Origin of the sequence: Bradyrhizobium sacchari (assembly GCF_002068095.1) — a bacterium.
Classification (GTDB): domain Bacteria; phylum Pseudomonadota; class Alphaproteobacteria; order Rhizobiales; family Xanthobacteraceae; genus Bradyrhizobium; species Bradyrhizobium sacchari.
On record NZ_LWIG01000043.1, the window covers coordinates 50202 to 64181 of the forward strand.

Sequence of the window (13980 nt, forward strand, 5' to 3'; positions counted from 1 at the left end):
GGCGGGGATATCGGCCGCATTCATCACCTCGAGATCCGGCAGCGTCAGCGTGCCTGTCTTGTCGAAGATGACGTGATCGGCTTCCGCCAGCCGCTCGATCGCATCGCCCGCATTGAGCAGCACGCCGGCCTTGAACATCGCGCCCGAGGCCACCGTCTGCACGGTGGGGATCGCCAGTCCAAGCGCGCAGGGACAGGTGATGATCAGCACGGCGACGCCGGTCACGATCGCATCATGCCAGCTCGCGCCGGCGAGGACCCAGCCCAGAATGGTGATCAGCGCGGTCGCGTGCACCACCGGCGCGTACAGCCGCGAGGCGCGGTCGGCGAGGCGCATGTAGCGCGAGCGCGCGGCAAGCGCATTGTCGAGCAGCCGCGTGATCTCGGCGAGCAGCGTCGCCTCGGAGGCCGCCGAGACCCGCACCCGCAGCGTGCCGGAGATGTTCATCGATCCCGCATAGACCGGCGTGCCCTGCTCGGCCGTGACATAGAGCGTCTCGCCGGTGATCAGGCTCTGGTCGATCTCGGAACGGCCCTCGATCACGGTGCCGTCGACCGCGCAGCGCTCGCCGGGCCGCAGCAGCACCATGTCGCCGGGATGGATCGCCGCCACCGGCACCTGCGAGATCTCGTCGGGCCCGATGAACTTCGCCGCGGTCTCCGCCTTGAGCGCGGCCAGGTTGCCGGCTACCGCGCGGGTCCGCCGCCGCATGTTCTGGTCGAGGAAGCGGCCGACCAGCAGGAAGGTCAGCAGCATGATCGCCGCGTCGAAATAGGCGTGCTCGGCGTGGTGGATGGTCTCGACCACGGACATGCCGAGCGCCAGGATCACGCCGATCGAGATCGGCACGTCCATGTTGGTCGTCTTGGCCGACAGCGCGCGCCAGGCCGAACGGAAGAATGGCTGGCCGGCATAGGCCGCCGCCGGCAGCGCGATCAGCGCCGAAAGCCAGTGGAAGAAATCGCGCTGCTCGGGCAGCATGTCCGAGACATTGCCCGACCACACCGGGATCGACAGCATCATCACGTTCATGGTGGCGAAGGCGGCGACACCGAGGCAGCGCAGCAGGAAGCCGGATTCGGCGACCTCGGCCGCTTCCGCGCTCTCGGTCTCGAACGGATAGGCCTTGTAGCCGAGCTCTTCGAGCCTATCGATGAAACGGCCGGGGTCGAGCGTGCCCGCCTTCCATTCCAGCGCGACGCGGCGATCGGTCAGGTTCACGCGCGCCAGCGTGACATCCGGGATGGCGGACAGGCCGCGCTCGATCTTAGCCATGCAGCCGGCGCAGTGAACGCCCTCGACCGCGAGGTCGATATGCTGCAGGCCCGCGCCGGCGTCGCGGACGTAGTGAGAGAAATCGCGCGTGACCTGCATGACGACATCCTTCAGTTCAGGATCACGCGGTTGCGCGACAGGAACACGCGCGTCCCCCGCGCCTCACCCTCGATCACCAGATCCCACTGCCCTGGCGCGACGGACGCGGCAGTGCCGCGATAGACGCCGATGCCGGCTTCCGCGAGATCGACGGCGAGATCGGCCCGCTTGTCGGTCGGCCGCTCCAGGCGTCCGCCGAACTTCAATCCGGCGAGAGGCTGTCCACTCGCATCGCGCGCCTCGACCTGGATCGCGGCGCCGCCATCGGTCCGCCGCTCGATGTGAGCGTTGACCTGCCATTTACGTGCAGCCTGGTCCTGTGCCGCCGAGATTTCGCGGTCGTAGGTCAGGCCCGCCGCATAGGGGCTGTCGACGTCCGTGCCCGGCAGCGTCGCGATCGCGAGCTTCATCATGGTCACGTTGACGCCGATCACGACACCGAAGAAGGCGACCAGAATCAGGAACACCTTGGTTCCGGTCAGCGGCTTGGTTGCCATGGCAGTCTCCTGATCTTACGGCGCGACGAAATTGTCGGTGGCGGACGCGACCTCGCCGAGGCCGATATCGGTGACGTGGAAGCGCACCGGAATCGACTTCTCCGGATTGCTTTCCGCCGGCGCCGTGACGAGCAGCCGCAACTCGCTGGTGGAATCGCGGGGGACCACGACCATCGGCCGGTCGGGCGTCACGGAATCGACGCCGATGACGTGGACCGTCAGATTTGCCGGACCGTTGGCGTCGATCGCAATGACGCGGTCGTAGCCGCTCTTGTTCAGCAGCCTCACCGTGTAGGCATTACGGATCGAACCGTCGCTGAGCTTGACGGCGACCGGATTGCGGTCGTGCAGCACGTTGACGTCGAGCAGGCTGCGCGTCGCCAGCGTGTAGATCATGATGCCGCCGACGGCCGCGATGATCGCGCTGTAGACCACGGTGCGGGCCCGGACGATGCGGTAGATCGGCGCCTTGCCTTCCTGGCGGCGCTGGATGTTGATGTCGTTGTCGTAGCCTATCAACCGCTTCGGCCGCCCGATCTTGGCCATGACGTTGTCGCAGGCGTCGATGCAGAGCCCGCACTGGATGCATTCGAGCTGCGGCCCGTTGCGGATGTCGATGCCGGTCGGACAGACCGCGACGCATTGATAGCAGTCGACGCAGTCGCCGACCTGCTCGCCGAGCGCACGCAGCTCGGCCGCCTTCTTCACCGAGGTGCGCTTCTCGCCCCGGTCGTAGCGGTAGGTGACGTTGAGCGCCCATTCGTCCGTCAGCGCCGCCTGGATACGTGGCCAAGGGCACATGTAGGTGCAGACCTGCTCGCGCATGAAGCCGGCGAGCAGATAGGTCGACGCGGTGAGGATGGCGATCCAGATATAGGCGATCATCGGCGCCTGGAAGGTGACGAGCTCCTTCACCAGCGTCGGCGCATCGTTGAAGTAGAGCACCCAGGCGCCGCCGGTCCACCAGGCGATCATCAGCCAGATCGAGTGCTTGAGCACGATCTCGCAGATGCGCTCGAGCTTCATCGGGTCGGACGATTTATCCTTCTTCATCCGCTCGCGCCGATCGCCCTCGACGAGGCGCTCCACGGCGTAGAACAGATCGGTCCACACCGTCTGCGGGCAGAGATAGCCGCACCAGATGCGGCCGCCGACGGAGTTCATCAGGAACAGCGCGACGGCGGCGACGATCAAAAGGCCGGTAAAGTAGTAGACCTCCTGCGGCCACAGCTCGATGAAGAAGAAGTAGAAGCGGCTGTTGGGAAGGTCGATCAGCACCGCCTGGCTGGGCGCACCGAGGCCGCGGTTCCAGCGCACGAAGGGCAGGAAATAATAGACGCCGAGACAGAAGGCCATCAGGCCCCATTTGATCCGGCGGAAGGTCCCGGAGACGCTCTGGGGATAGACTTTCTTGCGGGCCACATAGAGCGGCCCATTGTCATCGTCCAAAGTGAGGTCTGTCGGGTTCACGGTCTTGTTCATCGCCTGAGCTTTTCGAGAGGTGCGATTAAACCTAGACCCGACGCCGCCGCGTCAGTTGATCCAGCTCAAACGGGGGCACTTTTGTTCACCCCCGTTCGAGCCCATTGGGCCGCCGATCGGTTACTTGCCGCCACCCAGCGAATGCACGTAAACCGCCATGGCCTTGATGGTGGCGGGATCGAGCCGCCCTTCCCAGGCCGGCATCACGCCGGCGCGGCCCTGGCTGATGGTCTCGATCAGGGTGGCCTCGTCCGAGCCATAGAGCCAGATCTTGTCGGTCAGGTTCGGCGCACCCAGCTCCGGGTTGCCCTTGCCGCCGTCGGCGTGGCAGGCGACGCAGTTCTCGGCGAAGATCTTCTCACCCTTGGCCGCATCAAAGCCCTTTCGGGTCGAAAGGCCCGACAGTGAGCGCACGTAATTGGCGACCGTGACGATCTCGTCGGCCTTCAGCACGCCGTCCTTGCCGAAGGCGAGCATCTGGCCTTCATGCGTCTTGGCATGACCGGAACGTGCGCCGAACTGGATGGTCTGCATGATCTGGTCGAGCGTGCCGCCCCACAGCCAATCGTCGTCGTTCAGGTTCGGGTAGCCCTTGGCGCCGGCGCCGCCGGAGCCGTGGCACGGCGCGCAATTGTCACCGAACACGGTCCTGCCCTTGGCGCGGGCGAGCGCCAGCAGGGCCGGGTCCTTCTCGATGTCGGCGAGCGGCGCCGCCGCCAACGCCGCCATCTTCTCGCCGCGCAGCGCCTCGAGATTGGCGAGCTCCACCGCGAGGCTGGCGCGCGTCGAGTAGCCGAGCAGCCCGGTCGTATGGCTCGAGATCAGCGGCCAGGCCGGGTAGACGATCCAGTAGCCGATCGACCAGATGATGGTGAGATAGAAGCAGATCACCCACCAGCGCGGCAGCGGCGTGTTGAGCTCCTTGATGCCGTCCCACTCATGTCCGGTCGTGGACTTGCCGGTGACGGTATCGACTTCGCTATGATCGGTCATGGTCTCTCACTCCTCCCGCAACGGCAGGCGCGCCGCTTCGTCGAACGCGGCCTTGTTACGGGGCCAAAATGCGTAGGCGATGATCGCGAGAAAGATCGCGACGAACACCGGCGTCCAGATCGTGGTCACGAGACCGGACGCGAGATTGTCGAGTGTCAGGATGGCTTTCATCGTTGATGCCTTCTCAGCGAAGATTGGCTTTCTCGTTGTAGATCTTGAAGTCGACCAGCGTTCCGAGCATCTGCAGGTACGCGATCAGTGCGTCCATCTCGGTCGGCGTGCCGGTCTTGCCGTCGAAGTTGCGCACGGCGGCCTTGGCATAGCGCTTGGTGAAGGCATCGCCGCCGGCATTGTCCGGATCGGCCTGGGCCTTCAGGTCGGCGCCAGCGTTGGCGATCTGGTCGTCGGTGTAGGGCACGCCGACGGCCCGGAGCGTGCGCATGTGGTCGGCGATCGTATCAGGATCGACCTCGGTCTGGCTGAGGAACGGATAGCCCGGCATCACCGACTGCGGCACGATCGCGCGCGGGTTGATCAGATGGGTGACGTGCCAGTCGTCGGAATATTTGGCGCCGACGCGGGCGAGGTCCGGCCCGGTGCGCTTCGAGCCCCACTGGAACGGGTGGTCGAACATGCTCTCGGCGGCCAGCGAGAAGTGGCCGTAGCGCTCGACCTCGTCGCGCAGCGGCCGGATCATCTGCGAGTGGCAGAGATAGCAGCCCTCGCGGACGTAGACGTTGCGGCCGGCGAGCTCGAGCGGCGTGTAGGGCCTGACGCCGTCGACCTTCTCGATCGTGCTCTTGAGGTAGAACAGCGGGGTGATCTCGACGAGACCGCCGATCGAGATCACCAGCAGGATGCCGACGATCAGGATGATCGAGTTCTTTTCGAAGATTTGGTGGCGTGTCCAGAACGACATTGCTTGAGCTCCTCATTCCGCCGGCTGAAGAGCGACGGGCATCTGGACTTCCGCTTCGCCGACGCGAACCGTCATCCAGAGATTGTAGGCCATGATCAGCGAGCCGATCAGGAACAGGCCGCCGCCTGCGGCGCGGATGATGTAGAAGGGATGCATTGCCTCGACGGTTTCGATGAAGGAATATTCGAGGAAGCCGAGCGAGGTGTAGGCGCGCCACATCAGGCCCTGGAGGATGCCGGACACCCACATCGCCGAGATGTAGAGGACGATGCCGAGGGTCGCGATCCAGAAGTGCCAGTTGACGAGCTTCAGGCTGTAGAGGCCCTTGCGGTTCCAGGCCCACGGCACCAGGCAGTACAGTGCGCCGAAGGAGACGAAGCCGACCCAGCCGAGTGCGCCCGAGTGGACGTGACCGATGGTCCAGTCGGTGTAGTGGCTGAGCGAGTTGACCACCTTGATCGACATCATCGGGCCTTCGAAGGTCGACATGCCGTAGAAGGCGACGGAGACCACCAGCATGCGCAGCACGGGGTCGGTGCGCAGCTTGTCCCAGGCGCCCGACAGCGTCATCAGGCCGTTGATCATGCCGCCCCAGGAGGGCATCCACAGCATGATCGAGAAGGTCATGCCGAGCGTCTGCGTCCAGTCGGGCAGCGCCGTGTAGTGCAGGTGGTGGGGACCCGCCCAGATGTAGAGGAAGATCAGCGCCCAGAAGTGGATGATCGACAGGCGGTAGGAATAGATCGGCCGGTCGGCGCGCTTCGGAATGAAGTAGTACATGATGGCGAGGAAGCCGGCGGTCAGGAAGAAGCCGACCGCGTTATGACCGTACCACCATTGGAACATCGCATCCTGGATGCCGCCCCAGGCGACGTAGGACTTCGAGCCGAACGCCGAGACGGGCAGCGCCGGGTTGTTGCCGAGATGCAGCACCGCGATCGTCACGATGAACGCGAGATAGAACCAGTTCGCGACGAAGATATGCGGTTCCTTGCGCTTGATGACGGTGACGAGGAAGACGAGCAGATAGACCACCCAGACGATGGTCAGCCACAGGTCCGCGTACCATTCCGGCTCGGCATATTCCTTCGACTGCGTGACGCCGAGCAGATAGCCCGTGCCGGCGACCAGGATGAAGAAGTTGTAGCCGATCACGACGAACCAGGGCGCGAGGTCGCCGGCGAGACGCACGCGGCAGGACTTCTGCACGACGTAGAAGGACGTCGCGATCAGCACGTTGCCGCCGAAGGCGAAGATCACGGCCGAGGTGTGCAGCGGCCGCAACCGGCCGAACTGGATCCAGGGCAGATCGAAGTTCAGCGCGGGCCAGGCCAGCTGCGAGGCGATGATGAGACCGACAAGGAAGCCGGCGATGCCCCAGAACATCGCCATGAAGGAGGAGAATTTGATCGGCCCCATGTTGTAGTTCGGGCGGCCGTTGATCTCTGCCGGCGGCAGCGCCGCCGGGCGCTCGAAGTAGCGGTTGACGATGCAGAACACCGCCGCCACGCTCGCCGCCGCGCCGAGCGCGGCATGGAAGGCGAAGGGCGCGTCGAGCGCCTTGGCCGCGGCGATCACGCAGAGGAAGGCGGTGGCTGCGAACACGACAGCCAGGCCGCTTTCACCGATGGTCATGGATTTGGAGATGGAGGGCTGGCTCATGCGGATTCTCTCTGAAAGAACACAGAGCCAGAAACCACATCCACCCTCGCGGGGAATTGATTGAAATCAAGACAGGTGGATTTCTGTTAATGTGAGATGGCGGGGTTTCAACAAACGATATCAACCGCATGCATCCGGCGTCGCGCACGCGGCGACCGTTCACCTCCGTGAATTCACGGAGCTTGAAATTGCGGAACCTGTCGCGTCAGTCGCGCGCCGTGGCCTTGAGCGCCTTGATGACGTCCTCGCGCGCGATGATTCCGACCAGCTTCTGCGCGCCGTCGAGCACGATGATGCTCCTGATGCGGTGCTCGACCATGATCTGGAGCACACGCGTCAGGCGCGTGTCGGGGCTGACATAGATGAACTCCGGCGTCATGACGTCGCCGGTCTTGCGGCTCATCAGGTCATGATAGCGCGGCAGCATCTGGCTCGGCGTGAAGGCGAAGCACTTCAGGATGTCGAACTTGGTGACGATGCCGACCACCTGTCCGTCGTCCTCGACCGGATAGGAATTGAAATCGTCGCGCTCGAACATCTCGCTGAGCTCGAGCATGTCGAGGTCGCGCTGCACCGTCTTGACGTTGCGCGTCATGTAGCCGCTGGCGGTCTGCTCGAGAAATCTGTACACGGCGCGTCCTCCTCAATCCGCTATGCCCGACCGGCCGTCAGTGCGACAGCAGCACGCAGCGGGTGGATTGCGTGACCAGATGCTGGGTGACGCCGCCCAGAATCAGTTCACGAAACCTCGAATGCCCGTAGGCGCCCGCGACGATCAGGCCGGCGCCGACGTCGCCGGCGACCTTCTCCAATTGCGCCGCGGCGGGTTCGTTCCGTGCTCCTTCCGAGATGCGTGCGGTCGCAGTCACGCCGTGGCGGGCGAGCCAGGCGGCGACGTCGGTGACGCCGGCCATGACGAGTGAACAATCGTCGTCCTGCTCGGGAATTTCGACGATGGTGACGTCCCTCGCCTTGCGCAGCATCGGCAACGCGTCCGCCACCGCCCGCCGCGCCTCCGGCGTATCCTTCCACGCCACCAGCGCGCTGCGCAGATCGAGCCAGTTGGTCCGGTCCGGCACGACGAGAAGCGGGCGGCCGGCCTGCATCACCAGATCCTTGGGGCTTGCCAGCGCGAAAGCGTCGGAGAATGCGGGGCTCTGCCCGCCGCTGACGACGATGTCGGCGCAACGCGCCTGCGCCAGGACAAACCGCGTCGGAAAATCCACGGCGCTGCGCCACTCGACGTGCCCGCCGCGATTCTTCGTCGCTGCGCGGAATTGCGCCTCCAGACCCGCCAGGCGCCGCTTGACGGAAGCCTCGCCCTCGTCGATCAGCTTCTGGGCCTCGGCGCCGTCAGTGAAATAGAGCGGCGGGGTGAATTGCGCCGCGGCAACCCCGACGATGGCCGCCTCGAATCGCTCGGCGAGCTCGCCCGCGACGGCAAGACGCGCCTCGTTGGGCTGATCGAGCGCCAGGCTCACCATCACGGTCGCGTATGTCATCGGGAGTCTCCGGGAGGCAATGAACTGCGTGAAATCTAGTCCTGCCGACATGGAGCGGGATGAGATAGATCAAACCGTTCGCTATCCGGGATCACTGGAATTACACCAACGAAATCAAACATCGGAACTTGCCTCCAGCCCGGGCTTGGGCGAAAATTACCGGTGCGCACGCGGCACCCTGCTGGCCGCACGAGAAGGGGAGTGACGACCGGATGCCGACCCGTGTAACGCAACCGCCAGACGACGGCAGGGGCGAGCATTTTCGGGTCCGGATCGAGGGATTCGGCGTCGGCACCTGGGATCTCGACCTCAGGACGCGGGCGCTGGACTGGTCGGATACCGCGCGGACCCTACTCGGAATCGGGCAGGACCAGCCGGCCAGCTACGACCTCTTCCTGTCGCGGCTCGAGCCTGGGGATCGCGACCGCGTGGAAAACGCGATCGAGCATGTCTGCGAACGCGGCGGCGGCTTCGACGTATCGTTCAAGGTCGCGGGCGCCGCCAACGGCGGACAGTGGATTCGCGCCCGCGCCGGTCTCATCCGGGACGAAGCCGGCACGGCCCGCCATCTCAGCGGCATCCTCCTCGATATCGACGAGGAAAAGCAGGTCGAGAGCGCGCTCCGGACTCGCGAGACCCACCTGCGCTCGATCCTCCACACCATCCCCGATGCCATGATCGTCATCGACGGCCACGGCATCATCCAGCTGTTCTCTACGGCCGCCGAGCGCCTGTTCGGCTGGTCCGAGCACGAGGCGATCGGCCAGAACGTCAACATCCTGATGCCGGAGCCCGACCGCTCCCGGCATGACAGCTACATTGCGCGCTACCGCACCACCAGCGACCCCCACATCATCGGCATCGGGCGCATCGTGACCGGCAAGCGCCGCGACGGCACCACCTTCCCGATGCACCTGTCGATCGGCGAGATGCAGTCCGGCGGCGAACCCTATTTCACCGGCTTCGTCCGCGACCTCACCGAGCACCAGCAGACCCAGGCGCGCCTGCAGGAGCTGCAATCCGAACTCGTCCACGTCTCCAGGCTGAGCGCCATGGGCGAAATGGCGTCCGCGCTCGCCCATGAGCTCAACCAGCCGCTGGCGGCGATCAGCAACTACATGAAGGGCTCGCGGCGGCTGCTTGCGGGCAGCGTCGATCCGAACACGGCGAAGGTCGAGAGCGCGCTGGACCGCGCTGCCGAGCAGGCGCTGCGCGCCGGCCAGATCATCCGGCGCCTGCGCGACTTCGTCTCCCGCGGTGAATCCGAGAAGCGCGTCGAGAGCCTCTCCAAGCTGATCGAGGAGGCCGGCGCGCTCGGGCTCGCCGGCGCGCGCGAGCAGAACGTGCAGCTCCGCTTCAGCCTCGATCCGGAAGCCGACCTCGTGCTCGCTGACCGGGTGCAGATCCAGCAGGTCCTGGTCAACCTGTTCCGCAACGCGCTGGAGGCGATGGCGCACTCGCCGCGGCGCGAGCTCGTCGTCACCAATACGCCCGTCGCCGACGACATGATCGAGATCGAGGTCTCCGACACCGGCTCGGGCTTCCAGGACGACGTCATTCCAAATCTGTTTCAGACTTTCTTCACCACCAAGGACACCGGCATGGGCGTGGGATTGTCCATCAGCCGCTCGATCATCGAGGCTCACGGCGGGCGCATGTGGGCCGAGAGCAACGCATCGGGCGGGGCGACATTCCGCTTCACCCTCCCGGCAGCCGACGAGAATTGATGCATGACGACCAAAGGACATGTCTACGTCATCGATGACGACGATGCGATGCGGGACTCGCTGAACTTCCTGCTGGATTCCTCCGGCTTCGGCGTCACGCTGTTCGACAACGCGCAGAGCTTCATCGATGCCCTGCCGGGCCTCGCCTTCGGCTGCGTCGTCTCCGACGTGCGCATGCCGGGCCTCGACGGCATCGAGCTTCTGAAGCGCATGAAGGCGCAGCACAGCGCGTTTCCGATCCTGATCATGACCGGTCACGGCGACGTGCCGCTCGCGGTCGAGGCGATGAAGCTGGGCGCGGTCGACTTCCTGGAGAAGCCGTTCGAGGACGATCGTCTCACCGCGATGATCGAGATGGCGATCCGCCAGGCCGAGCCGGCCGCCAAGAACGAAGCCGTCGCGCAGGACATCGCCGCCCGGGTCGCCTCCTTGAGCCCGCGGGAGCGCCAGGTGATGGAGGGACTGATCGCGGGTCTTTCCAACAAGCTGATCGCCCGCGAATACGACATCAGCCCGCGCACCATCGAAGTGTACCGGGCCAACGTCATGACCAAGATGCAGGCCAACAGTCTCTCGGAGCTGGTTCGCCTCGCGATGCGCGCGGGCATGCTCGGCGATTGAGCCAAAACCGGCTTGAGACAAGTCGGCTTGAGGCAGGTCAAGGCGGTTGCGCCCACCTGTGCTAGCCAGTCAGAATGATCGAGATTGGCTCGCACCCTCAGCGCCTCCCGATGGCGTCATCGGCAAAGCCCACTGTCTACGTGGTCGACGACGATGCCGCCGTGCTGGGCTCCCTGCGTTTCCTGCTGGAAACCGACGGCTTCGCCGTGCGGACCTTCAGGAATGCAACGGCGCTGCTCAACGCCGACGGTGCGCCGGGCGCAGATTGCTACGTGATCGATTACAAGATGCCCGATATCAACGGGATCGACCTCGCCGGCCGCCTGCGCAAGTCTGACGGCGACACGCCCGTGATCCTGATCACCGGCTATCCGGACGAGAACATCTCGACGCGGGCGGCTGCAGTGGGCGTCAAGGACGTGGTTCTGAAGCCGCTTCTCGACGAAAACCTGGTCAAGTGCATCCGCCATGCCATCCAGGACCGCCGCGGCAATTGACCTACGGGATTCTACGTAGGTAAACGTCCTTAAGATAACGCGCGAAATTTCCGGATTGCGCAAACGCGGGTAGCAATGTTCCATCACAACGGAGATGGCGCAGATGCTGACCCAGACACTGAAGACCCAGGCGATCAACACCCAGATCGGTGGCAAGATTGCCCCTGCCCACCCCGTTTCCGATCAGTTCGGTGCGATCACTGGCCATGTCGGTCTCGTCGCGACCGAGTTCTCCTACCGCAAGGACGAGGAGATCTACGGCGAGGACGAGCCGGCCGAATATGTCTACCAGGTCGTCACCGGTGCAGTGCGCAGCTACAAGCTTCTCTCCGACGGTCGCCGCCAGATCGGCGCCTTCCATCTTCCCGGCGACGTGTTTGGCCTCGAATCCGGTGCCACCCACCGCCTCGCTGCCGAGGCCATCATCGACACAACCGTGCGCCTCGTGAAGCGCGCCAGCCTCGAGAAGGCCGCCGGCACCGACGTGCAGGTCGCCCGCAAGCTCTGGGCCATGACCGCGTCCGAGCTGCGTCACGCCGAAGACCACATGCTGCTGCTCGGTCGCAAGACCGCGATGGAGCGCGTTGCGACCTTCCTGCTCGAGATGGACCGCCGCCTCGCCGTTGCCGGCATGATGGCGCTGCCAATGTGCCGCCGCGACATCGGCGACTATCTCGGCCTCACGCTCGAAACCGTCTCCCGCGCGCTGTCCCAGCTCCACACCCAGGGCATTCTCGGTTTCTCCGGTGCCCGCCAGATCGTGCTGCGCAACCGTCAGCGCCTGCACAATCTCGACGCCTGACGTTCTTCCTCCCTGCCCACTTTGGCCGGCTGATTCAGCCGGCCATTTCTTTTGTCACTGTCATGCCGGTGGGGCGGGTCTCCGGCATGACGAGCAGGATCAGCAGCAGCCCGGTCGCGGCGACGCCGGACAGGCCGATGAAGGCGGTGGCGTTGCCGAACTTGTCGCTGACATAGCCGCCGAGCGCCGTGCTCAGCGACGCGCCGATGCCGGTGGCGGTGCCGACGATGCCCTGCGCCAGGTTGAAATGGCCGCTGCCGAAGGCGACGTCGGCGACGATCAGCGGAATCATCACCGCGAACACGGCAGCGGTGATGCCGTCGAACACCTGCACTGCGACCAGCAGATAGGGATCGCGCACGGTCGCGAACAGCAGGCCGCGAATCGTCAGCGCGCCGAATCCGATCAGCAGCAGCGGCCGGCGGCCCCAGGCTTGCGCCTTGCGCCCGACGGTCGGCGACAGCAGCGCCACGATCGCCTGCGGCACGATGATGCAGGCCGCGACCAGCACCGTCGCCCACTGGCTCGACCGCGCCGTCACCGCGCTCGCCATCAGCGGCATCATCGCCGCGTTCGCGAGCTGCAACAGCAGCACGCTGAGCGCGAAGACGATGAGCGGACGCTGCCGGATCAAGTGCCAGACATTGGTGTCGCCGGGAACTGGCGCCTCGCGCGGCATCTCGCCATGACAGCGACTGATGTCGACCTCCTCCTCGCGGATCCGCGACAGCGCGATCAGGGTCGGGATCGCGAGCAGGAAGGTGACGAGGAAGACCGAGCGGCTCGACAACAGATATCCGGCCGTGCCCATCACGGCGGCGGCGACGCCATTGCCGAGCGAGGCGAACCGTGCATTGCGGCCGAGTCGCTCGCCGATCGCGAGCGGGCCGACGAGGCCGAGGCTGATCGCGGCGATCGCCGGCCCCAGCACGCAGCTCGCCATCGCATGCAGGGTGGCGGCCGTCACCACCACGGCGAAGACCGGCATCGCGGCATAGGCGAGCGCGCAGACGCCGATGGTCGCGATCGCGAGCGCTGCGACCAGCCGTTCCGACTTCGCGGCATCGATGATCGCACCGCCCGGCATCTGCCCGATCAGGGCGACGATGCCGCCGATCGACAGCACGAGGCCGATCTCGACCTGGGTCCATTTCTGCGTCGTCAGGTAGACCGCGATGAAGGGACCGAAGCCGGTCTGCACGTCGGCGAGGAAGAAGATGAACCAGTCGAGGCCGCGCAGGCTCTGACGCGACGGCGCCGGAATGCCCGCAGGCGGCAGCGCGGCGACGTTGTGCTGTTCAACGTGGCCATCGCGAACTGCATGGTTCGGCTTCCTGGACAACAGCACAGGCGGTCAGCCCTCCCGGCACCTCACTGGATCGCTTGCAGCGGTTGAAGGCTGCCGGACGCCCCGAGCACGACCATCGGCGTGTCTTCCTTGTATTCCGGCGCGGCCGCGACCTGCGCCTTGGTCAGTTCCAGTGTGATGCTGTCCTTCTTGTTGGCGATCTTGCCGAATCGCATCGCGTTCCAGTCCACCACGATCTTGCGGCTGCCGACGCCGAGGAACCCGCCGAAATCGATCACCGCTGCGCGCACGTGCCCGTCGCGGTCGACGATGACATCGACGATGCGGCCCATGTCCTCGTCGGCGGCGCTACGCACGTCGCGGCCGAGTACGCCATGTGCATCGCTGGCGCCGATGATGGTCACCGACGGCGGCGGCGCGGCGTCCTTCGGCGTGACGGGCACGGTCGAGGCCGGCGGCTGTGCCGTCGCCGGCGCATTTGCTTCCGTCTGACCTGCCGGCGGCTCTTCGGCNCCGCCACGCCCGCGACGACGGCTACGCCCAGGCTTAGCGCTCGAGTCAGCGCTCCGATCGCACGCATTGCACCCTCCTCACC

Annotated in this window: 15 protein-coding genes; 4 read left to right on the forward strand and 11 right to left on the reverse strand. The window is 65.4% G+C overall.

Annotation, left to right across the window (positions count from 1 at the left end; translation table 11 throughout):
* The 9 genes from A5906_RS45350 to A5906_RS30905 all read right to left on the reverse strand — a co-directional run.
* Nucleotides 1-1374 (reverse strand): heavy metal translocating P-type ATPase (locus A5906_RS45350; protein ID WP_245326987.1); only part of this gene is annotated, 1374 nt, incomplete at its 3' end.
* A gap of 11 nt (nt 1375-1385) precedes the next feature.
* Nucleotides 1386-1871: a FixH family protein gene (locus A5906_RS30870; protein WP_080138959.1), complete on the reverse strand. Its 486-nt coding sequence runs from the start codon at nt 1869-1871 to the stop codon at nt 1386-1388.
* 15 nt (nt 1872-1886) lie between these two features.
* Nucleotides 1887-3353 (reverse strand): cytochrome c oxidase accessory protein CcoG, encoded by a 1467-nt coding sequence (ccoG, locus tag A5906_RS30875; protein ID WP_080138960.1) that lies wholly within the window; start codon nt 3351-3353, stop codon nt 1887-1889.
* Between the two features lie 120 nt (nt 3354-3473).
* Nucleotides 3474-4346 carry a cytochrome-c oxidase, cbb3-type subunit III gene (ccoP, locus tag A5906_RS30880; RefSeq protein WP_080138961.1) on the reverse strand — a complete coding sequence of 291 codons (873 nt, stop codon included), beginning with the start codon at nt 4344-4346 and terminating at the stop codon, nt 3474-3476.
* A 6-nt stretch (nt 4347-4352) separates the two neighbouring features.
* Nucleotides 4353-4517 carry a CcoQ/FixQ family Cbb3-type cytochrome c oxidase assembly chaperone gene (locus A5906_RS30885; protein WP_027558455.1) on the reverse strand — a complete coding sequence of 55 codons (165 nt, stop codon included), beginning with the start codon at nt 4515-4517 and terminating at the stop codon, nt 4353-4355.
* Between the two features lie 13 nt (nt 4518-4530).
* Complete coding sequence (ccoO, locus tag A5906_RS30890; RefSeq protein ID WP_080138962.1) at nt 4531-5265, reverse strand: cytochrome-c oxidase, cbb3-type subunit II; 735 nt, start codon at nt 5263-5265, stop codon at nt 4531-4533.
* A gap of 12 nt (nt 5266-5277) precedes the next feature.
* Nucleotides 5278-6927: a cytochrome-c oxidase, cbb3-type subunit I gene (gene ccoN, locus A5906_RS30895; protein ID WP_080138963.1), complete on the reverse strand. Its 1650-nt coding sequence runs from the start codon at nt 6925-6927 to the stop codon at nt 5278-5280.
* Nucleotides 6928-7132: 205 nt separating this feature from the next.
* Nucleotides 7133-7558 carry a CBS domain-containing protein gene (locus tag A5906_RS30900; protein ID WP_080138964.1) on the reverse strand — a complete coding sequence of 142 codons (426 nt, stop codon included), beginning with the start codon at nt 7556-7558 and terminating at the stop codon, nt 7133-7135.
* 37 nt (nt 7559-7595) lie between these two features.
* The gene (locus tag A5906_RS30905; protein ID WP_080138965.1) at nt 7596-8429 is read right to left on the reverse strand and encodes a universal stress protein; all 834 of its coding nucleotides are present in this window, start codon (nt 8427-8429) and stop codon (nt 7596-7598) included.
* A 212-nt stretch (nt 8430-8641) separates the two neighbouring features.
* Here A5906_RS30905 and fixL point away from each other — a divergent pair, with 212 nt between their 5' ends.
* The 4 genes from fixL to A5906_RS30925 all read left to right on the forward strand — a co-directional run bounded on the left by fixL (nt 8642) and on the right by A5906_RS30925 (nt 12076).
* Nucleotides 8642-10156, forward strand: coding sequence for a sensor protein FixL (gene fixL / locus A5906_RS30910; RefSeq protein WP_080138966.1), 1515 nt, complete (start codon nt 8642-8644; stop codon nt 10154-10156).
* A gap of 3 nt (nt 10157-10159) precedes the next feature.
* A complete protein-coding gene (gene fixJ, locus A5906_RS30915) occupies nt 10160-10777 on the forward strand; it encodes a response regulator FixJ (protein WP_080138967.1) in 618 nt (205 codons plus the stop codon).
* Between the two features lie 74 nt (nt 10778-10851).
* Nucleotides 10852-11274: a response regulator gene (locus A5906_RS30920; RefSeq protein WP_080138968.1), complete on the forward strand. Its 423-nt coding sequence runs from the start codon at nt 10852-10854 to the stop codon at nt 11272-11274.
* Nucleotides 11275-11377: 103 nt separating this feature from the next.
* The gene (locus A5906_RS30925) at nt 11378-12076 is read left to right on the forward strand and encodes a helix-turn-helix domain-containing protein (RefSeq protein WP_080139019.1); all 699 of its coding nucleotides are present in this window, start codon (nt 11378-11380) and stop codon (nt 12074-12076) included.
* A 34-nt stretch (nt 12077-12110) separates the two neighbouring features.
* Here the strand turns inward: A5906_RS30925 and A5906_RS30930 are convergent, their stop codons facing one another.
* Nucleotides 12111-13424, reverse strand: coding sequence for an MFS transporter (locus A5906_RS30930; protein WP_080138969.1), 1314 nt, complete (start codon nt 13422-13424; stop codon nt 12111-12113).
* A gap of 23 nt (nt 13425-13447) precedes the next feature.
* The coding region (locus tag A5906_RS30935) for a PRC-barrel domain-containing protein (protein ID WP_245326988.1) at nt 13448-13897 on the reverse strand (450 nt) is incomplete at its 5' end.
* Between the last annotated feature and the right edge of the window lie 83 nt (nt 13898-13980).